Source organism: Rhodococcoides sp. S146-33 (assembly GCF_059489205.1).
In genome coordinates, this window is record NZ_JCAJWY010000001.1 from 68,931 (window position 1) to 89,030 (window position 20,100).

The window sequence follows — 20,100 nt, forward strand, 5'->3', positions numbered from 1 at the left end:
TTACGACGATTTGACGCGGACAAATTCCCGTAGCGTCCCGTCAGTAATTGCATCTTGCATCCTGCCCGCGTAGGCCGTATTCCCCCGTTTGGCAGCTTCCCAATGGGCAAGCACTCGCACCAAATCTGCCCAGTAAGCGTGCGAAGGTAGGTTGATCTCATCGAAACTTCCCGACGATCTTAGCTCCCCCTCTGCGGCAGACAGCTGCTCAAGGTAGGTCCATTGAGCCCCGCTTGGCATTGGCTTCATTGACGAATCAGTGCTTTGCCATCCCTCTTTCAGAAATGCTTCCACGTCATCCAACCTTTCTTCATATAAATGAAGGCTACCCACATTGTGAATATAGCGTCCCAACTCGCAATTCAAACTTCTGGCGACGATCTCCTGTATCATTGTGAAAACAAAGATATCGTGCGGTAGCCCCAAGTATGCATCGTTTGAGCGCATAGTGACTATTAGACTGAGACACCCATCGCGAAGTAAAAACTGCATCGTACTAGTGCACGGGATATCCTTAAACCGTTTACCTTTACTTATATCCGACTTGTCAAAAATTTGAACGACAGCGCGCCTAGTGTGTGGTTTTTCTTTTAGCAGCTCGATAATGTTCCGAATTTGATTGTTGTCGCCGTTGCCAAAAATCCTCGGACCGTAGGCACCCCGAATAGATCCATCGGATTCAATCTCGTTCGCGTATATTGGTATATAATGCGTAATAGTGCCTGTGTCACTGGTACCGGTCAGATACCAATTGAGCTCGGCAAGGCCGCTTACTAACCTGCGTCTACTCTCGGACAGGCTCAGTCGGGCAAGCGGGTTCTCCAACTCAAGCGAGGCCCCGACAATCTCAAGTGTAGATCCGCGAGTCGCCGAAAGTTTGGCACCAGAAGCAACCAGCTCATTATATGTATGACGTAACAAGTCGTCGAGAGTTCTATCCGACACCGAAAACGCCACAACGACACTCCGATCGAGACCTCAGTTCGGCGGTGCGCTCCTTGGGCTAAGCGCACCTCTACTTCCGTAGAAATCCTATCGGGGTTGAAGGTAAAGGTTGGGATGCGAGCTACATTGCCGTGGTGAGTCGAACTCACCCATCACGAAACGTATGCGGTTTCCACAATGGCAACTGAAGCGTGTCGACGAAATCACCGCCCGCCGTCATCCCCCAATTCGGGTATTACCTTAGATGGACAGTCCACCTCATAAATGTGCCCTGGACAAACGCCACCACGACTAGACGTGTTTTCCATGGCCGCTGTCGGGCTGCGTTCTTGGCGCTCAACGGCCGGTCCACGCAAGGGGACGTGTTGCTGGCGTGGTGATGCTTCTGGCTCGGTGGCACTACTGGCGGCGGAAGGTGCGGGTAGTCGGTCTCAGAGACGTGGTCCACGGGTCGGCCCGGATCGGCGGGCCTGTTGCTGGCGCAGTTGTTCACGGCGTTCGGCTTTGCGTTGCTCGGCGAGGCGGCGTTGCTCTGCCGAGCGTTGCTCTGAGGCCTCTCGTCGCGCCCTGTCCGTGTCGATGATCGGATCGGGCTTCGCAGGTTGTGGAGCCGGTGCCGACTGCTGTCCTGGGCCTGCGTGTGCGGGCACCGACGCGGGTGCGGTGACTGTCTTGATGCGGGCGTTGACCTGATCCCACGCACGGGCCGCTTCGCCGTGTTCGGGTCGGTCGCCTATTAGGGTGCGGTCGGTGTCGATGCCGAATTGTTCTCGGTAGGCCCCGACTTGCCCGGCGGTGATCTGCCAGCGCAGTCGGGCACCGCCGGAGTCGGGAACCTCGCCGAGGTGGCGGGTCCAGGCGGGTTGTTCGTCGACGGCGTGCTGTCCGAGCTCGCGGGTGCGTTCGGCGATCTCGGTGTATCGGCGGCGGCTCCAGGCGACGAGTTCGGGGTCGATTCCCTCCCGGTCCTGCATCGGCGGCAGGACCCAACTCGGGGCACTGTGGTCGCGTGCTTGTCGGCCGAGGGGCCAGCGTCGTTCGGCGTCGTCGAGCAGATCCGCTGCACTCGGGTCGGGGTCGGTGACACCACGGCGCAGTTCCACGATCGCCGCGTGGGGGTCTTTGCCGGCGCGTTCGGCATTGCGCAGGTGCGCGGCGAGGTCGGGCCAGGCCCCTTCGTCGCCGAGGATCGTCTCGGCGTGCTCACCGAACTGGGTTCGCAGCGTCGGTTCGATGCTTTGCGCCCAGGCATGCATCTCTTCTGCGCCGTTCTCGATGCGCTTTTCGAGTCGCCAGTGCATCACGGCGGAGACGGAGTCGGCGCTGGTGAGTTCACGCTGCGAGCGGGCGGCGGCGAGTGTGGGGGCGGCGTCGAGGCCGAGCTGCTCGGCGCGGCGGTACAGGTGGACGAAGGTGTCCCATTCGGCTTCGGCGATCATCGTGTTCGCCAGTTCCGGACCCATGTTCTCGCGGACGATCGCTTCGATGCGGTGCGCGTCGATTAGTTCGCCCGCGTACTCGTATCCGCCGACGTTGTAGTCGAGCTTGCGGTGCGCGACGGCGGCGTCGCGTTGCTGCTCGGTCGCCGAGACGTCCGAGCCGTCTCGGCCGATGATGGTCCGCACGACTTCATCGGCAATCTTCTTGTCCGGATGCACGTGGATCAGGTGCGGGTCGACGATGCGGTCGATCGGCACGTACAGCTGGTGTCCGTCACGTCCTCGGGTGAGGGCGACGTAGAGGGCTTGCCGGTTCATGGTGTCGTCGACGAGGACATGGACCTGATCGACGGTCATGCCTTGGGAGCGGTGGATGGTGGCGGCGTAGCCGAGCTCGCAATGCTCTTTGACGTACTCGGCCGGCAGGCGGATGCGCCCGCCGTGTTCGAGGTGGCGCACAGTCAGAGAGCCGTCGCGGTGTGCGGTCTTGACCGTCCACAGGTCGCCGTTGCGCACTCGTTCCCCCCTCGTGCCGGTGACCCGCAGGCTGGTGTCGTTGCGGCGGGTGACGATGCGGTCCCCCGCGCTGGCGCGCAGTCCGTCGGAGAGGTCGTTTCCGCCCTTCTTGACCAGTCCCTTGGCGAGTCGCTCTGCGCGGGCACGGTCGTTGAGGTCGCGGACGGCATGGTTGCTGCTGGCGATCATCAGCGACGTCGTCTCGGTGTCCGAGGTCTTCGCCCACGCGGTGAAAACTTTCTCGGCGAGGTCATCCGCCATGCCGTGCTGCACGCGGTCTTTCGCGGCGTACCAGGCCGCGACGGAGGTGTCACCGTCGCGCAGTCGCAGCGAGATCTGGGCTTCTTCCTTGTCGCGGAAGCGATGGACGTCGACCAGTTCCGGTGCCGCGCTCGACCCGGCGACCAAGCGCAGCGCACCGCCGGTATCGACGGCGGCGAGCTGCTGCGGATCACCGAGCAACCGAACCACTGCGCCGCGCTCGGCGGCGATGTATGTCAGCCGGTCCAGAGCGTGCGTCGAGGCCATGCCAGCTTCGTCGACGAGGACCATCGACCCCGGGGTGATGCCGGTGTCGAGTTCGTTCTCGTAGCGGGTGAGAACGTCGGCGATCGTGCGGCCGGTGACACCGAGTTCGTCGCCGAGAACGCCGGCGGCTTTCGCGGACGGTCCGAGGGCGATCACGTCGTATCCGGTGCTGCGCCAGGCGTCGACGACGACGCGCATGGCGGTGGTCTTGCCGGTGCCAGCCGGACCGACACCGGCAGCCAGGAGGGCACCGGAGAACAGGAAGTGCTCGACGAGTGCTTTCTTGTCCGCGCCGAGGTGCCAGCCTAGCCGTTGGGTGTGCGCGGCGAGGGCGGCGGTGTAGGCGTGGGCAGGTGCCATCACCGCGGTCGGGGTGTGGGCGGCACCGACAAGGCGGTGTTCGGCGGCGAGGATCGCTGCGCTGGTGTAGGTCTCGTTGCCGTGCACGGTCAGGATCGACGCACCGTCGCTGCGCTGCAACGCTGCCGGGGCCGCGTCGACCTGGCGAGTCAATCGGATCGACTCCGCGCCGAGAGCGGCTTCGGTGACCTTCTCGGCGACCGCGTCACGCTCGGCCGCGGTCGCGAACACCAGCGGCCGCAGTTGTCGTTGGACTTCGGCTTGGATGTGCCAGCGATTCCAACTCGAGCGCTGCTGTGCGATACGTGCGACTGCGGTGCGGGCGATCTCGCGGTGGTCGATCGCAGCGGCATCGGTGACGGTGATCGTGTTCCCGGTGCTCGTCTTCAAGGCGGAGTTCAGGGCGCGGCGGCCAACGACGTCGAGCGCGCGCTCGCGCCATTCCGCGCGTTGGGCACCGAGCGATTTCGGGGGTGCTTTCTTGTTGCGGGTTTCCAGGGTCGCTTGGTCGGCGAGGCGCATCTGCATCGCGGTCGAGGGGTCTTTGCCGTGGGTCTTGCGGTAGTTCGAGACTAGTCTTTCCAGCCGTGACTCGATGGCGTCGCGGCGGGAAAACTCGCTGAGCAGTGCGGTGGGGATGCCCTCGATTTCGCGGACGGCGCGTTTGTTGATTCCGGTGCCGGGTCGGTCGGCGAACACGGTGCCGAGTTCGCGGGTGACGTACTCCTCGATGAGGGTGTTGTAGCGCTCGGATGCGGCGACGGCGAGCTTGTGCAGCACGCGGCCGTCGAGGCTGCGCCATTTGCCGTCGACGCCTTGCACTTTGGTGGAGATCGCGACGTGGGTGTGCAGGTTCGGGTCGCCGTTGCGGTTGTCGCGGTGATCGAACCGGGTGTACATCAGGCCGGTCGATTCGATCTGTGCGACACCGGCTTTGCCGACGCGGGTGTAGGAGGCGTTGTCCTCGACCCAGCCGATGGCATCGCTGACCGCGGCCCTGTGTGCGCGCTCGATCGCGACACGGGTGTCGTCGTCGCCCAGGCCCCAGAGAACGGACACTGATTTCTGTGGAGTGAACACACAGTCGTAGCCGGCGACGGGTTGGCGTTCGCGGCGTTGCTGCGAGGCGATGTAGCGGACGAGCTCTGCTTCGCTGGCCGGTGATCGGCCGACTTCGCGGTGGAATTCGTCGGCGCCGACGCGGTAGCGGATCTGCTGGCACTGGTCGGCGGTGAGCGGTTTTCCGCCGGCGGCGCGGTCGTTGTCGATCTCGGCGCGGATGCGTTTCAGCAGCGGCACCTCGTTGCGGAAGCTCGCGAACTTGCGGCCGAGCCGCATGCTCTCGATCGCCGCGTTCGCCTTCGTACCGTCGAGGACAGCGGCCTCGATCAACGCCTGGGCTTCGGGGTGCAGGCCTTCACCGAACAGCGCCTTCATCTGGTCCTCGCGGACGTATCCGGACACCCCGAGCTCGGCCGAGGCCCGTCCTCCCCAGATGCCGGGTTCGGTGCCCTCAGCGGCGTAGTAGTCGGTGAGGTCTTGGCCGCGTTCGAGGCGTATGTCGGCGCTGGCGACCTCGCGGGTGAGGTAGGTGTAGCCGTCCCCTGCGTGCAGCGCATGTACGGTCATCATCGCGGGCACCGCCGCTGACGAGGCGGTGAGAGACGAGATCTCACGGGCCGATCTCGCTCGCATTCTGCTTCTGAATCGCGCGGCACAGTCGCGATAGTACGCAGATTCCGCCCATGGACACTAATAGTGCAAGAGGTGTGTGGCGTTCGGTCTTGCGATTTACAAAGGGATACAGGAAATCTGAAGTCAACAGTATCTAGATTTCGGACGAATCAGAACTTGCATGGACTAGGAGGGACGAAAGAACAAGCAGGACAACTCAATCGATGCGACTCCGCGTGCTCACGACTCTTCCGGAGCCAGCCTGTCGGCGGTATCCTGTCGGGTATGACTCCCTCAAACGGTGGACCGGTCAGTGCTCGGGAACGGGCTCGACGGGCGAATGCGCAGCGACTGTCGGACGCACAGTTGCACTTGAAGAATCAGGAACAGGATTTGATTTCATATTTCGATGCCACCCGCGACGAACAAAAGATCAACGACGACATGACCAAAAGGATCGAGCGGTTGCGGCGGGACGCGAAAACCAAACTCGATGCGGCGTATGAGACACGCGCAAGAGCACTGGCCGAGCTCAAGAAGCGCGGCGAAACATACGCCAGTATCGCTGCCTTGGTTGATCTTTCAGTGCCGGAAGCAACGCGATTAGTCAAAACGGCGATGGTGTCACATGCGACCGCCAGGCCCGATGTTGGTCCAGCTTTAGAGGATGACACGGGTAGCACGGAGGAGAGTTTCGAAAGCCGTAAGGATTCATCATCAACTGCGGCAGTAGCGCCATCGATAGATGGAGACGCGGCGGCGGATGGAGAGGGCGGGCGCAGGATCGCCTGACAAACGAGCGGGCTAGCTCCGCAAGCTTCACGCCCGCACACATCGAAGGTTCTTAGCTCCTTGCAACACACTGTGATTCGAGAACGCAACGAGAGCGCACGCCCACTAAACATAGTTACGGCGACGTGGTTATGTCGTTGGATTGGTGTTGATTTCGGCTTGCGGTAGGAGGTGAACGTTCGTGATCGCGCTTGTTGCCATCGACTTGATCGTCGTGAAAGCGCTGCGGCGCGCTGGGATGTGCGGGACAGGTTGGCGGTTCGCTCCAATGCGGGCAACGGGAGTTATCGCCGGGGGCCCGCTTCGCATCTATGTAATTATTTCGTCGATCGTGGTTGCACTCGTCGTTGCTGCCGTCGGCGGCGCGTTGCGCAGCACTTTCTTACAGCTCGTCGAAGTTTCGTCACGTAGCGCGCTTGTGGCGTGGTCCGGATGTTGCTCCATGCGTGTTCACGGGTCCGTACCACGTCAGCATCAAAGCGCTCGTCCTGATTCGCTCTTGCCGCGCAACGGTCGAGCTGTGGGTGCGTGTCAGGTCCTCAGGTCATGCGCCCACTCGCACACCCAGCGCGGCAACGCAGGTGCATCGAACGGTGCGGCAGCAAATTTCGCTTCGCTGCGAATCGCGCACTCGGGATCGCGTCGACGGACCCCAGCGAGCAGGTCGACCCGACCGCTCGAACGAGGCTGACCGCAATCATCGCCAATCTCCGAGATCGTTTCGACGAAGCACGAAACAACGGCTGGACCGGCGAGGCCGAAGGCCTCCACACCAGCCTGACCGCGGCAGCGGCGAAGCTCGCAGCCTCGACCGAACGGCAGGTCCCCACGCCACGATATCGCTCGGAATCCCTGCCATGCCTTGACGGATCTCCAGCAGTTTCTACTCGGGCCGGAGACTGGTGCGCTGCTTCAATTCGTTTAGGACACGGCGACCAGGTCATCTGTTCGCGGCACCATCCGGCGAAGTAGGTCGAAGGCTTCGGTGTCGGGTCTACCGCAATGATTCTTCGGAAATGGTGTCCGGTATCCGGCTCCGGACGCGTCGACCAGCCACACCACCGGTGGGGGGAGGTAATCACCCGAACACGAGTAGAGGATCGACACCCGACACCGATACGACGTGGCCGCGAAAGCTTCCGCCACCTCATCGATGCCGTCACCGGAATAGGTCAACTGGCGCACAGCGTAGAACGGCACCTCCACCAACTGTTCGCCAGGATTCGCGCATGTCATCACCGACGTGACCGTGAAGCCAGCTGGTCTGGAACCGAATTCGGGACTCTGCGGAATGCTCAACGTTGCCCCCGACAACACACCGCTCGACACCTCACGGTCATCGACACAGGACGGCACCGTCGCAATCGCCGCCTTCGGGGAGGGCTCAGGCCAGAAGTAGACAGACAAACCCGCAACCAGAACTGCCACCACAGGCAGCACGATCAACCATCTCCGTCGGGTCACATCAGCTCTCCTCGGTGCGAGCCCTTGTGGTGCAGTACGTTTCGCTACGACCATCGAGGGCAGCAGTCACGGCCGTCGTCGAGTCAGAGACAAGCCCGCGACCGTCGAGACCGAGACCCACCAGCACACCGTACGACCCGAACCACAATCTATGGCTCGGCGAGTACCTCAAAGCTTCAGTGTGCGGGCTCGACGTCGCGCGGCTCCGGCCGCCTGCTGCTCGTGGGCGAACAGCAGTCCGTACGTGAAACCGTTCTCTGCGGGTCGGGTTCCCGCGGCAGCTCCGAGGCGGCGAAGAAAACCCGCGGCGACCAAGCTGTCCTGATGTTCGCCGAGCACTTCCTGCACGTTCTTGAAGCGCCGGACCGTCTTTTTCGCGTGCTTCTGACCGAGCACCGGTGTCGCCAGCTCCGTAGCGTACCGGGCCCGCTTGAACGCCTTTCGGGCTCGGTGCAGTGCCTCGTCATCACCAGCGTCGCCCGCGATTGCGGACCTCAAGCGCGTGCGGGCCTTCTTGCCGGCCTTGTTCGACAGTGACGTCACGTCCCTGCGTGAGAGTGACCGCACCGCGGTGTCGAGGGTGTCGAGGGCGCTGGTCAAGGCGGCATACCGATCACCGATGAGAACGGTGTCGACGTCGGCTCGGTAGCTGCGCTGTTCAGCAGCAAGGGTGGTCTCGATGTCAGCCGCCACGGGACCGAGCACCCACTCGTCGGGTAGTTCGGCCACCGCCTTGGCGAAGCGGGCACGCTGCACTTCGTGGTCGCGGACATGGCCGAGGATCCCGGCGTACCAGGACAGTTCCTCGTCCAGACCGGTGGCGACTCCCGGGTCGAAGGCGTCGGCGAACACCCGCAGGGTGCTGCGGAGTCGCCGGATCGCAACGCGCATGGCATGGATCGGATCCTCGCCGCGCCGCAGCGCAGCATCTCCTTCTCGAATAGCACTGACCTGCTCGCGCACGTACGCGGCGACCGGTGCTGCGCCCGCATTTCGCGCCGATGTCGAAGATTTCGTCGATGTCGTCATCGGTATGGATGCCCCGAGTGCGGACCGATCGAAACCACCATGGTTCGATCCCACGCTCCAGGGATTCACGCCGGGGAGCGAGGGTTCGAGCCGCATCCAGACACTCCACCAGCTCACCAAGCCAATGTTCGAGTTATTCAGGGCGTTTGTTCAGTGTTCACCTTCTCGTCGCCCTATGGATGCTTGCAGATACTGCGAGGGTCCGTCAGCCGGGTGATACTGCAGTCATGCCGCCGACACCCGACACCCCCCACGAGCGCGATCGGATGCTCACATTCGCCCTCCAGTGGATGCCGTACGGGGGCGGCGACGCCGAGGACATCATGATTGCCTTCGGGATACCGCCGGAGACGTATTTCCGCAGGCTGCGGCACCTGCTGGCCGACCCCCCGCGCCCCGTCGACCTCGACACCCGAACCATGGACGCGCTAGTGCACGTATGCCGTCGTCGCCTCGAACACAGCGCGACATCCGTCGGCCGCCCACGGGTCGGGCAATGACCAGCACACGCGCAGCAGGCACCGCCACCGGATCGGCGCAGTTCATCACACATTCACCTGAGGCGGGGCACTCACCGCGGCCCGGTGACCGGAAGATGAACGCACACGGCGGGAAGCCGACGTCGACGACCGCCTCAGGGAGAGAGCCCGACACCTCCGATCATGCGCAGGCGCAGGTCTTCGCTGCGATGCTGACCGTCGAGATCGACGCCGTCTCGGCGCTCGTCGACGAAGCCGAACAACTCGCCCACACAGCCGGGCGTATCGGCCAAGGCACCGCCCGACTCTGGCACAACGAAGAAGCCCGGTCGCAGCGCAAGGTCCTCTACGAGCTGCACCGCCAACTCGACGCCCTCCACGCTCGGTTTCCCGATATCCCGGGGTAGGCACCGACGACACGACCTCGAGCGCAGTACCCCAGTTGACCTCACCCCGAGCAGAGCGGATTGTTGAAACGATGACCACCACCACCGAACACGAGCACATCGACGCCGTCCGCGATCGCCTCGGAGCGCTCTTCCCCGACGTGCCTCGCTCGGTCATCGACGACACCATCGCCGCCGAGCACGCCCGTTTCGAGGGCAACTCCATCCGCGACTTCGTCCCGTTGTTCGTCGAACGCAAAGCCCGCAAAGCACTCCAAGCCCACGCCCACTAGCGGTCCGCGGCAGTTCGCCGGTTCAGGTCGAGGGAACGCCCTGGTGCAGCCACGAACTCTGCCCGTTCTCGGCAGCACGATCAGCTTCACCGATACGGGCTCCGGCCCACTCGTACTCTTCCTGCACGGCAATCCCACCTCGTCCTACCTATGGCGCAACATCGCGCCCGCCGTCGCAGCACACGGCTACCGAACGACCGCGGTCGACCTGATCGGCATGGGAGCCTCCGGTGCGTCCGATCGAGGCTATCGTCTGGTCGATCACCTCGCCTACCTCGAGACTTTTCTCGACGTGCTCGCCGTCAAGGAGCTCACACTCGTCGGTCACGACTGGGGAGGCGTCCTGGCACTTGCCCTTGCTCGATCACGACCCGATCGGGTCCGCGGGGTCGCAATCCTCGAAGCACACATCCACCCGATTGACAGCTGGTCGGATCTCCCCGGGCCGGATCGGGAGATGTTCTCGCGATTGAGAGCCGAGGGTTTCGGAGAACAGGCGGTCCTGGAGGAGAACTTTTTCGTCGAAGTCGTTCTCCCCTCTGGCATCGTCGGCAGCCTGAGCCGAGAGGATCACGATCGTTACCGGACACCCTTCCCAGACCCTGCATCTCGTGCGCCGATTCTGCAGTGGGTGCGCGAGATCCCCATCGCGGGCAACCCGTCTGACGTCGCCCGTGTGATCCACGAGAACCTCCAAGTCTTCCGCGACCCCGCTCTGCCCACGCTCCTCATACACGGAACGCCTGGTGCCATCATCGGCCCCACCGAGCTCGCATGGTGCTCCGCCCACGGCCAAAGCATGACGTTCGCAAGCGTCGGAGCCGGAACCCACTTCCTCCCCGAAGATCGCCCGGCCGAGATCGTGACCGCTCTCGCACGCTGGCTCACCGCCGTCTCCTAGGCGAGTGAAGGGAAAGCGCGAGACATCAGTCCTTGCGGGCCTTCGTGGTCGCGCGCCGGAGTGAGGGGCGCGGCAGCTCGAGGGAGATGCTGCAGCGTTCGGGGTTGTCAAGAGACAGAGAGAGGAAGTCACGCCCTATGGGTAGAACGCGAACTGCCCAGCTGTGGCCGATAGCAATCGTGATCGCTATCGCTCTTGCGGTGCCGGCGCTGATCATCGCGTTCGTCGTCAGTCCGGGCAAAGACGAGGGCGTTGCATGCTCTTCGGTTGCACCGAGTCTGAGCGAGCTAATTGTCAGTCGGCCCTCGGTTGGTCCAGTTCAATATTTGATGTCGTTGGCAGAAGAGGTGGCACCCCAGGGTGAGACGAGGGCGTATATGCGCTATTACGTGATCGCCATGCAGTTCTCCACTGCGGATGGGTTGACGCACGAGGGTGTTTGGGAAGTGGGTACGAACAGTCCCGATTCAGAAGGTGGGGCGGTGTCCGTGCAGGTTCCGGCCGACGGATTCGCGGAATCCATCATCTCGATCAACGCAGAAGCGCAATCGTTCACCCCCTGGCCCCGCGAAGGTGCCATCGTGGATCCGTTGAGTGAGGCCGCAATTCGCGCGAGAACGTGCATGAAGGAATTTACTACAGCAACCCTGTGAGAGCACCCGTATCTATGCTGCGAAAGGGGTGGTTGACCGCTTCGTCCGTCGGTGTAGTGAAGATCCGGGGCGGCCTCCCCGCTACTCGATGTGCTGCTCGATGGCGGCGATGAGACTGTCTGTGGTGGCGCTGTATTGGCCGAGGTAGAGGCGTTTGCAGCCGTCGAGTTCTACCTTCATTTCCGAACCCCCGGAGCCGTCGGGGCGCAGTAGCAGGATGACTGCATAGCGTTGGGCGGCTTGTTGGCATGGTGGTGCCAGCGGCAGTTGCAAGACTGTTCGCATCAGAGTTCTACTTTGTTCGAGCGTGAGGCGGTCTCGTGACTCCATGGGCACATCGCCATCGGCGAGGCTGCAGACTTGCAATCTGCCGACATCGTCGATCGGGGTCGCCAGTTCTGAGGCTTCTCGATACTGCCGGCGCTCGTCCTGTGGGTCGACTTCGTTGGTGACGAAGAAGGTTGGCGCTGTTCGTGGACATGTTCCGGGGTCGTCGGCGGCGAGTCCGTCGATGATGTGCTGTTCTCGCCCCACTTCGTGCAGTAGATCGAGCTTGCCCAAGGGGGCTTGCTCGTATCCACATCGGATGGTTGGCCATTGGGGCCGGATCGCTTTACCTGCCTGGTCTACGAGCCAGAGCCCTATCGGGGGTTGATAGTCGATAGCGCAGCTGGAGTCGGACCCACTGCCACTGTGTCTCTGAGAGGGGATTCTGAATGTGTCGTAGACGTCGCGAACCTGACCGTGCAGCTGCACTGCGTCGATGGTCAGTTGCCCGTTCAGGTTTTCCCCGCGTTCGCAACGGACTACCGCGACAGGCTCGAAGTCATCCGGCGGGTATCCAGGGGGGATTGTCAACGGTTCGTCCGTCTGGGGCCATTGGACCGCAGCCGCGAGCGGGGTCTGTATTTCGGGGAGCAGGCAGTCGGCCTTGTCTTCGACGGTGGCCTCGTCGGGTGTGAATGTCTCGACGCCGTCCCCGCCACCGAAGGCGGACCCGCATCCGGTAACCACGAGCAGAAATGTCACGCAGACAACGGATAGTTCGACTGTCCGTCGGAGCAGTGGCCGGTACATAGATTGAGGGTACGGTCCGTCGAGAGCATGTGACTGGCTAGCTCAGACACGTCGACTTGCTAACCCCGCTTAGTCCGGATAAGCCGACGATTGCGCGCGAGCAAAGCTCATGCGCGCGTGGGTGGTACGTCGCGGCCGTGGACGGTGGTCACGACCAGATCGAGGCCGTCGAGGCAGATCGAGGCGGCGTCGAGCGGGTCTGTCGATCCTGGATCCACGAGGTGAATCTTTGCGAGGTCGACGCCGTGTTCGTGGACGGCGAGGAGGCTCAACCTCGGTTGGCCGATGAGGGCGACGTGATGGCCGGCTGCGGACGCTTCGGCGATGAGGGCGATGAGTACCGATCCGGCACCGGCGACGGTGTTGGCGGTTCCGGGGGCCAGAGCTCGGCGTGGGAGCAGAGCGGCGAGCGGCGGCACACAGGCATGGTCAGAAGGGTTTTGCCGCGTACAGCAGCGACGAGCGGTTCCGGGTCGTCGTCGACGGGCGTGACCCGATCGAGGGGTTCGACCCGATCGGGCGGGGCGATATTGGACAGGTCGGCGGGTGCGTGGTCGCGGCGGCCCGGGGACGGTGGCCATCCGGCGGCGGAGGACGTCGAGCTGGGTGGCTTTGTCGAGTCCGGTGAGGTCTTCGATCGCGTCGACGGTGGCCATGTGGATGGACCTTTCGCCGTGCCGGTGTGAACTACCGCCCATACATCGAACACCCGTTCGAGTTGTTGCATGTGCTGGTGAGGCCGGTCAGCGGGAAACGGCGTGGCCGTCGAGGTCGGTCGCGGCGAAGGTCCAGGCGAGGTGCCGGCACAGGCGCAGGGTGCGTTTGAACTGCTCGCGCGCATATTGACGGCGGGATCATTGGTGTCGCGGCCTTCCGCTCGGATGGCTGCGCGCTCGTCGTCGTCCATATCCAGTTGGACGCACGACCCAGCGATGCAGTTCTGGCAACAGTCATTCGAGTGAACGACTCGACGACTGGACGACTGGACGAGCAAGGTCGAAAGACCGGAAGCAAGGTTTCAACTAGAACACCGCCGCCGAAACCGGCGAGCTCCTCGATTCACTAGCTGAGAAAAAGCAAAACGACCGCCCGGTATACCGAGAAATTTAGAGCCTCTTATGCGACGCTTTAACTCCACAATCAACACCGGCGAAAGTCGGACAACCCAAGAGGTAAAGCATGCGCAGTTTGGTAAAGAAGGCAAGCGTGGTGGCCGCTGGCGCAGTAGCAGTAGGACTGTTGACAGCTCCGCCCGCGTCGGCGGAAACCGTCTCGGGATGGATCGGCCCAGCGAGCGCCAACTCGATCAACTACCTACATCAGTCGAGCGTTATCACCACCCCGTATCTTTTCGCCTCATCTGCTGTGTGGACCCCGTTCGGGCAGCAGATCCCGGTGAACTCGGTTGGCATCAATGCTCGCCTGTTCAAGTCGGGTGTTCTCTGCGATGCAACCGACTACCTCTACAACGGCTACACCACGGTCAACTACTCGGTGGCCACGGGCGACCCTGATTGCGGTCCCGGTTCGTACAACAGCCACGGCCTGGTCAGGCTGTTCAACGGGACCGGATACAACTCCGTCGCCACCTTTCCCACCAGCCCGGTGAACATCGGCGCGGCCGCCCGATCTGCTGCACCCGACACCGAAGTAACCGCCGGTACCACGCCGGACGGGCGTAGCACAGGGTCCGCGGAAGGTATCGAGACCGAAGCGGAACTGCCGGATCTCGTTGCGGCATTCGCGACGAACGGCGAACGCGGCTTCGTCGCCAAGTCCGACCTCTCCTCCCCTGAGTTGACGCAAAGCGAGGTGGCGGCACTTCCCACGACCTCGACAGATGACGGATCGTCGGTACACACGACCGGGTCGCGAACTGTGCCGGTCTACGCAGACAACGGCATCGACGTCATCGGTGAGTTCGTGATCCGATGAGGCTGAAGAAGGTATTGGTCTGTGCCGCTGCGGTACTAAGCGTGTGGTCGGTGAGCCTGGGAACTGCGGTCGCTCAACCTGCCGAGACGGATCCGCAACCGGGAACGGTCGTCTATGACAACATCCCGGACGAGGTCTATCCGACACCACCGCGAGGCGATGCGCAGGCACGGGATGCCAGTGGGTGCACGTTGTCACCGGGCGGGTTCGCACAACTGAATTGCATTGAGGTGAAGGGAGAGGGGCAGTTCGTCAACTACATAAGGGCACGAATGGAGATCGGTGCCAACGATATTCTGCCTGTGAACAACATCTGCGAGCGGGCGTATGAATTCCAGTACTACCGACCGGGGTTCAACACCCCGATCACCCGAGTGTTCAATCAACCCGGATGTGCTATCGCGGCCCCTGGCCTCACATATTCCCTCACCCACCAGGTCAACCTCACGCTGAAGGACGGCAGCACCGCCTGCACGAGGACCAAGAGTGACCTCACCTTCGATGAGTGGTCACCGTACGCTTGCGTGTTTATCAACGCGTAACGGTCGAAAATAGTGTCGGCCTGGGAGAGGCCGTGTCGGCGAGTCGGGCAGGACTGCACCCCTGTGCGGTTCTGCCCGTTATCGTCGATGTCACTATCGTCAGTGAAAGGTGGAGTGAGAAATGTTCTCGATCGTCGTAACTACCGCACTTCTGGTCGCCGGAGTTGTTCTGATATTTCGTGCCACCGGAGAAATATCGAAGCTCAATGTCGGCCATCGTCTCCCGGTTCTATACGGACAGTTCGTAAACAAGCCATCCAAGTCCGCGGTCACGTGGCGCGGAGCCGGATTCCTTCTCGTACTACTCGGTGCATGGCGTGCAGCAGCACTCGCGTGGGACTACAGGCCCGGGTGGTCCATCATCCTTCTCATAGTTCTCGTTCTCGCCGGATGGTCCGTTCCCGCCCTCGTAGTCACAGTCCGGCACAACCGGAGCAACGGACCGATGTCGGAGACAGTCGCCTGACCTTGCGTTGTCGACACTGTTCTCCCTCCCCCACTGCTTGCCGGCACCCCCCTCCGTCCTCCCCCACACCGGTCCATCTCCACATGAACGGCCCCCTGGCTCGGCCTTACAGTTGTGCCGGCGGTCGTCCTCGAGGCCGCGGAGTCGATCGAGGTCGGCGTGTTACAGCGAGATCTCCTCGCGGAGGTCGGCGGCGATCGTCTTCTGCTCGTCGATGCGTTCGGTGTAGTCGCGGCGCAGCTCGGCCTCGCGTTTGGTGGCGTCGGTGCGCTGCTGGGCGAGTGTCGCTGTGTTACTCGGTTGTCGTCCTGATCTGCAGCGCGTTCGGCGGCGAGATCCGCGCGCAGAGTTTTCGCTTCGGCGCGCCGCTCGGCCAGCTCGGTCTCGAGCGGCGGCCGTTCTCGTGTATCGGTCGATCGCCTCGCGGTGGCTGGTGTTGAGCGAGGCCACGATGAAGTCGTGGGTGTCCTGCTGGGCGCGTTTTCGTGTCGATGAAGAATTCGGATACCGACGCTGGTTATCCTCGTGGAGACGAATGCGGTTGCGCATTGCGAATGTGTCGATGAAAGGTTCTGCGGCTGTGGCCAAACGAGTGACAACCCAATTGGTGGACGATATCGACGGGTCTGTCATCGACGACGAGTCCGGCGAGACGATCGAGTTCGCGATCAACGGCGTCGAGTACTCGATCGACTTGAAAGCGAAGAACGCCACCGAGTTTCACAGAAAGCTCGACTACTACATCGAGCATGGGACGCGGGTCGGTGGGCGCAAGCGTAAGCCCTCCCCCGCTGCCGCGTCGGCCGCGACATCGGCCGGCGGATCGGTCAAGCGTGATCCGGAGCAGACGCGGGCGATTCGGCAGTGGGCGTTCGATCAGGGCTACGAGATCAGCGAACGCGGCCGCATCCCGGCCGACATCGAAGAGGCGTACGACGCCGCACACTGACAGGCGGCGAGCCGCTTGCGTCCACGCGAGCGGCGGCTTCATGTTCTCTCTGCTGCCCGGGCTGTGGCAGGACGGAGCGCAGTGGAGTTCCATTTGCCTGCCGCCCGCCTGGCGGCAACTCGTTCTGCATAGTCGACGGCATCGATTCCCGACGTGCGCGACATGACAAAGGCCCGTCCCTTGGTTGGGGGCGGGCCTTGTCGGGTTGGTGGGGTGGTCAGTCAGTCGGCGGATTAAGGTCTGTGCCTGCGGCAACGTCGCGTAGCCACTGCGGAACTGGATCGTTGTAGTACTCGCGGAGCTTGATCGAGGCTCCTGCGGCTGCCGCGCGGACCTTCCGGCGTTGCTCGGGAGTCCAGGCCCGGCGGGGTTCGGTGGTGGTCATGGGCGCTCCTCGCGGGGTGTTGTAGGTCCGCTGTCGCTGTTGTCGTCGGTTTCCGCTAGGTCGTCGCTGCTGGGCGCAATATCTCGGTCGGCAATTGCTCGGGTGTGCGACGGTCGGTCTTGGCGATGAGGGGAGTTGCGGCAACGGTGCCGAACACTGTCCAGCCGAGCGCAACTTCGTCAGGGTTGCCGCTGACGGTGCGCTCGAGGCACCAGGTGATTCATTGCCAGGATTGGGAGCGGTTGTCCGCTCGCGTGCGTTGGTTGACGGTTCCGGCGACTCCGACGACGGCGAAGACGCCGACTATGAGGGTGATCCAGGCTTGTGTTGGCACGGGCCGGGTTCCTTTCGGTGGTGGGTTCGGAGTGCGGCGCGCTGCGCAGCACTTTCTAACAATATTTTCGAAGTTTCGTCACGTGGCGGGCTTGTGGCGTGGGCCGAACGTTGCTCAGTGCACGGAAGCGCTCCGCGTCAACGCCGTAGCGCTGGAGCAAGTTTGCGTTCGATCTGTACCGCTCGATCAATACCGTGAATTCAGACCAGCAGGTCATACGCCCACTCGTACACCCAGCAAGGCAACTTGGGTGCATCGAACGGTGCGGTAGCGAAACTCGATCCGAAGCGCAATGCGTTCTCGGGGATCGTATCGACGGTGCAGGAGCCGAAGGACCTGGCTGCGACAATCCACTGTCCGCGGTGATGCACACGGATCGCGGTCGACACGGTGCACCGCCCACCGGAGTATCCGGCGGTCAGCTGGTGGCATTCCCATTCGACGTGCTGATTCTGCCCGAAAAAGTGCGTCAGCGTCCCGGCGAAGGACGGCCCGTAGAGGGTCCCTCGGTCGGTATCGATGCGGATGAAGTTCATGGTGTTGGCCTTTTCGGGTCATGGCGGCAATGCGAGGTGCGCGTTGAATGTTGCTCAGAACAGAGGAATTTGGTTGCGCGCCGCGAGACTCTCGCGGAGCTCTCGGAACTTGCCCAGAAGGTCTGAGGCGACGGCCTCGGTGTAACCGATGGACCGCGCAACTTCGGTCAGTGTGTTGCCGGCGGCCAGCGCTTCATCTATCTCACGCCCGACAGCGAGGCCCTCGACTTCGTCTGTATCGAGATGCGCGACATCGGTGACGGCGAACCGGGCAGAAGCGAGGGCAGCTCGACGCCGCTCATCGCCCGACTCTGTCTCTTCCCGCGACGTCATAATGTGCTGCCGCTGCGGAAGGCGTTCAGGCGGTTCGTCGCTTCACGTTGCGCCCTTCCAATTTCGACGAGCTGGTCGAACAGAAGTTCTTCGGGCGCTTCCTCGGCGAGCTGCTGAATTCTGATCCCAGCGTCGAAAAAACTACGTCGGTAACTTTCCGACAGGACCATGCCGGCGTAGTCGGTTGCCGATGCTCCGCATGCGTTCGCTGCGGTGACGTCGGTCAGTGTTCGACGCAGCCGTGCACCGCGGTGTCCGCTGGCACCCGACCGGACGAGGACGCCCAGAACACTCGCGGGGTCGTGTGGGAGGTTGTCGATGATCAGCTCCTGCACGATGTCGTACAGCTCGCGATAGACGGGATCATGGAAATCGTTAGCCTGCAATGTCGCTGCGATGCGGGTGGCCTCGTCGGTGTCCTGCGACCACATCATTGCGCAGATCGCCAGTGCTTCCGGCGCCATCTCCGGATGGTCCGTCAGATCAGCGTGATCGTCGTCGGCGGGTTCGACTGATCTCAACGGGGTCATCTGTTCGCCTCGGTTTCTTTTTGCGGGGTCAGCTGCGGGAGAACTGGATTCGGCATTCCGGTGGCGCTTTGCTCGGTCCTGCCGAGGTGATCGTCATGGCAGAAATGTGGATCAGATGTACAGAAGGTTCGGTGGCGCAGAGCCGTCGAATTGCTCAAGGCTGTCGAGGACGGCGTTGTAGTTCTCGGGCCTGCAGCTTCCGAGTCCGACGATGAGGGCACAGGTTCCGTCGAGTGTGACGAGGTAGGACGGCGGGCTGCCGTTGTCGGACGATGCGTGCTCGCGCGCGTCGAGGAGGGCGATACGGACGGCATCGGCTGCGGCGCGTTTCGCAACCTGGAGATTGGGTTCTGCTCCTGTTGCGGTCAGAATTTCCGGGTTGTCCTCAGGGTGTGTGGTGACTGTCCATGTGATCATCGTTGGTTCCTTGTCGCTCGTGCCGGCCAGCTGCTTCTAATCAAGCGTCACACGAGGTCCGTAACAAAGCGTTCGCTGCAGAGACCAATCGAGCGAGGGTGTGGACAACTGTCGTGTCGAGTTAGCCTGTGGATAAACGACGTTCGGCCCCGGGGTTGGGGCCGAACGTGTGGTACTAGACGTCGTCGAAGACATCGAGGAGTTTGGCGGGGTCGCGGCGGTAGCGGCTGCCGTCGAGAAATACTCCGACGGCAGCACGGTGAACGCGTCGGAGTTCGGCCATCAATGTGTCGTACCCGATGCGGTCGGTGATCCGCCAAGTCACAGGTCCCATGTGCAGGTCTACCCAGTGGATGGTGCGACGTTGTTCGGAGCTGTAGCGGTGGTGCGGCACTGCGGTGTGTTCGGGGCTATCGAGCCACAGGACAGAGATTGCGGCGGCCCCGAATTCTGCGCCTGGTTGCGCGGGGTGGGGGGCTTGTCCATCGGCTCCGGCGAGTGCGGCCCGGACGGTGGCAAATCCGGTGATGATTGCGGATACTGTTTCGGCGCTGCGGAAGGTCATCATGACGTGACCTAGTGCGACGATCATCTGCGCTTCGTCGGTGGCTGCGGAGGTAGCGGTGATAGTGGCCTGTTGGGGTCCGGAGACCAGGACGGTTGTGTGGGTGACAATTCCGGTGGTCCGGGCGTTGTGTGCGGCGGTGGTCCGTCGTCCTGTGCTGGAAGTATTCTGCGGCATGTCAGGCTCTCTTTCTGTTGCGGAACCGGCTCCCCCGGCCCTTTCGCTCTGCCAATTTCTTTCGCCGTCATCTGGCTCGAAGGAGAGAAGGCGGCGCACTGGACCGGCGTCCTGGCCCTGATCCGCAAAGTTTTCAGCCGCAGGCGCTTTGAAAAGTTTTCGGAGCCCATCGGGCCGGAGCAACGCGGAGTCAGGTTCGGTAAGACGGGTCAGGGTGTTGCATGCTCGATCGGAGCCAGATGTGCGAAGGAAATTGTTCTTTCTGCTGTGCGGAGCGCAGCGGAGCTCAATCCGGAGACCGCCGGAGGTGGTCCCAGGGCAGCGCGCGCCTCGACGAAGACTGAGCCATCCGGGCGCGACCACCTCAGAGCCATCAACAGCCTGGGGTGATTGCG

The 20,100-nt window shown here is 62.7% G+C and carries 23 protein-coding genes; 10 read left to right on the forward strand and 13 right to left on the reverse strand.

What is annotated here, in order from left to right; translation table 11 throughout:
* Positions 1–957 (reverse strand): thymidylate synthase, encoded by a 957-nt coding sequence (locus AC5WEY_RS00310; protein WP_495644208.1) that lies wholly within the window; start codon positions 955–957, stop codon positions 1–3.
* 419 nt (positions 958–1,376) lie between these two features.
* A complete protein-coding gene (gene mobF / locus AC5WEY_RS00315) occupies positions 1,377–5,483 on the reverse strand; it encodes a MobF family relaxase (protein WP_495644209.1) in 4,107 nt (1,368 codons plus the stop codon).
* Between the two features lie 351 nt (positions 5,484–5,834).
* Between mobF and AC5WEY_RS00320 the strand changes: the two genes are divergently transcribed.
* Complete coding sequence (locus AC5WEY_RS00320; RefSeq protein WP_495644210.1) at positions 5,835–6,254, forward strand: hypothetical protein; 420 nt, start codon at positions 5,835–5,837, stop codon at positions 6,252–6,254.
* Between the two features lie 921 nt (positions 6,255–7,175).
* Here the strand turns inward: AC5WEY_RS00320 and AC5WEY_RS00325 are convergent.
* Positions 7,176–7,718 carry a hypothetical protein gene (locus AC5WEY_RS00325; RefSeq protein ID WP_495644211.1) on the reverse strand — a complete coding sequence of 181 codons (543 nt, stop codon included), beginning with the start codon at positions 7,716–7,718 and terminating at the stop codon, positions 7,176–7,178.
* A gap of 168 nt (positions 7,719–7,886) precedes the next feature.
* Positions 7,887–8,747 carry a CHAD domain-containing protein gene (locus AC5WEY_RS00330; protein ID WP_495644212.1) on the reverse strand — a complete coding sequence of 287 codons (861 nt, stop codon included), beginning with the start codon at positions 8,745–8,747 and terminating at the stop codon, positions 7,887–7,889.
* Positions 8,748–8,974: 227 nt separating this feature from the next.
* On the opposite strand from AC5WEY_RS00330, the gene AC5WEY_RS00335 reads away from it, so the two are divergent.
* From AC5WEY_RS00335 to AC5WEY_RS00355, 5 genes are all read left to right on the forward strand, one after another.
* A complete protein-coding gene (locus AC5WEY_RS00335; protein WP_495644213.1) occupies positions 8,975–9,247 on the forward strand; it encodes a DUF3263 domain-containing protein in 273 nt (90 codons plus the stop codon).
* A complete protein-coding gene (locus AC5WEY_RS00340; protein ID WP_495644214.1) occupies positions 9,244–9,633 on the forward strand; it encodes a hypothetical protein in 390 nt (129 codons plus the stop codon). Before AC5WEY_RS00335 ends, AC5WEY_RS00340 begins: the two co-directional genes overlap by 4 nt.
* 71 nt (positions 9,634–9,704) lie before the next feature.
* Positions 9,705–9,905 (forward strand): three-helix bundle dimerization domain-containing protein, encoded by a 201-nt coding sequence (locus AC5WEY_RS00345; RefSeq protein WP_495644215.1) that lies wholly within the window; start codon positions 9,705–9,707, stop codon positions 9,903–9,905.
* A 43-nt stretch (positions 9,906–9,948) separates the two neighbouring features.
* Positions 9,949–10,806, forward strand: coding sequence for a haloalkane dehalogenase (locus tag AC5WEY_RS00350; RefSeq protein ID WP_495644216.1), 858 nt, complete (start codon positions 9,949–9,951; stop codon positions 10,804–10,806).
* 137 nt (positions 10,807–10,943) lie between these two features.
* Entirely contained in the window at positions 10,944–11,459 is a 516-nt protein-coding gene (locus AC5WEY_RS00355; RefSeq protein WP_495644217.1) for a hypothetical protein, read from the forward strand.
* Between the two features lie 81 nt (positions 11,460–11,540).
* Here the strand turns inward: AC5WEY_RS00355 and AC5WEY_RS00360 are convergent, their stop codons facing one another.
* On the reverse strand, positions 11,541–12,488 hold the full coding sequence (locus AC5WEY_RS00360) for a hypothetical protein (protein ID WP_495644218.1): 948 nt from the start codon (positions 12,486–12,488) through the stop codon (positions 11,541–11,543).
* Positions 12,489–12,643: 155 nt separating this feature from the next.
* Positions 12,644–12,955, reverse strand: a complete 312-nt coding sequence (gene imuA', locus AC5WEY_RS00365; RefSeq protein WP_495644219.1) for a DnaE2-dependent mutagenesis accessory factor ImuA' — start codon at positions 12,953–12,955, stop codon at positions 12,644–12,646.
* A gap of 760 nt (positions 12,956–13,715) precedes the next feature.
* Between imuA' and AC5WEY_RS00370 the strand changes: the two genes are divergently transcribed.
* The 3 genes from AC5WEY_RS00370 (at position 13,716) to AC5WEY_RS00380 (ending at position 15,479) form a co-directional block, all read left to right on the forward strand.
* Positions 13,716–14,471: a hypothetical protein gene (locus tag AC5WEY_RS00370; protein ID WP_495644220.1), complete on the forward strand. Its 756-nt coding sequence runs from the start codon at positions 13,716–13,718 to the stop codon at positions 14,469–14,471.
* A gap of 50 nt (positions 14,472–14,521) precedes the next feature.
* Entirely contained in the window at positions 14,522–15,013 is a 492-nt protein-coding gene (locus tag AC5WEY_RS00375) for a hypothetical protein (RefSeq protein ID WP_495644221.1), read from the forward strand.
* 121 nt (positions 15,014–15,134) lie between these two features.
* The gene (locus tag AC5WEY_RS00380; protein WP_495644222.1) at positions 15,135–15,479 is read left to right on the forward strand and encodes a hypothetical protein; all 345 of its coding nucleotides are present in this window, start codon (positions 15,135–15,137) and stop codon (positions 15,477–15,479) included.
* 162 nt (positions 15,480–15,641) lie between these two features.
* Here the strand turns inward: AC5WEY_RS00380 and AC5WEY_RS00385 are convergent, their stop codons facing one another.
* Positions 15,642–15,929 carry a hypothetical protein gene (locus tag AC5WEY_RS00385; RefSeq protein WP_495644223.1) on the reverse strand — a complete coding sequence of 96 codons (288 nt, stop codon included), beginning with the start codon at positions 15,927–15,929 and terminating at the stop codon, positions 15,642–15,644.
* A 130-nt stretch (positions 15,930–16,059) separates the two neighbouring features.
* On the opposite strand from AC5WEY_RS00385, the gene AC5WEY_RS00390 reads away from it, so the two are divergent.
* A complete protein-coding gene (locus AC5WEY_RS00390; RefSeq protein WP_495644224.1) occupies positions 16,060–16,428 on the forward strand; it encodes a histone-like nucleoid-structuring protein Lsr2 in 369 nt (122 codons plus the stop codon).
* A gap of 217 nt (positions 16,429–16,645) precedes the next feature.
* Here the strand turns inward: AC5WEY_RS00390 and AC5WEY_RS00395 are convergent, their stop codons facing one another.
* The 6 genes from AC5WEY_RS00395 to AC5WEY_RS00420 form a co-directional block, all read right to left on the reverse strand.
* Positions 16,646–16,813, reverse strand: a complete 168-nt coding sequence (locus AC5WEY_RS00395; protein WP_495644225.1) for a hypothetical protein — start codon at positions 16,811–16,813, stop codon at positions 16,646–16,648.
* A 534-nt stretch (positions 16,814–17,347) separates the two neighbouring features.
* On the reverse strand, positions 17,348–17,683 hold the full coding sequence (locus AC5WEY_RS00400) for a hypothetical protein (protein WP_495644226.1): 336 nt from the start codon (positions 17,681–17,683) through the stop codon (positions 17,348–17,350).
* Between the two features lie 54 nt (positions 17,684–17,737).
* Positions 17,738–18,016: an urea amidohydrolase gene (locus AC5WEY_RS00405; protein WP_495644227.1), complete on the reverse strand. Its 279-nt coding sequence runs from the start codon at positions 18,014–18,016 to the stop codon at positions 17,738–17,740.
* Positions 18,013–18,546, reverse strand: a complete 534-nt coding sequence (locus tag AC5WEY_RS00410; protein ID WP_495644228.1) for a DnaB-like helicase N-terminal domain-containing protein — start codon at positions 18,544–18,546, stop codon at positions 18,013–18,015. The genes AC5WEY_RS00405 and AC5WEY_RS00410 overlap by 4 nt, the downstream gene beginning before the upstream one ends.
* A gap of 111 nt (positions 18,547–18,657) precedes the next feature.
* Positions 18,658–18,963, reverse strand: coding sequence for a hypothetical protein (locus tag AC5WEY_RS00415; RefSeq protein WP_167329177.1), 306 nt, complete (start codon positions 18,961–18,963; stop codon positions 18,658–18,660).
* Positions 18,964–19,138: 175 nt separating this feature from the next.
* Positions 19,139–19,705 (reverse strand): hypothetical protein, encoded by a 567-nt coding sequence (locus AC5WEY_RS00420; RefSeq protein ID WP_495644229.1) that lies wholly within the window; start codon positions 19,703–19,705, stop codon positions 19,139–19,141.
* Between the last annotated feature and the right edge of the window lie 395 nt (positions 19,706–20,100).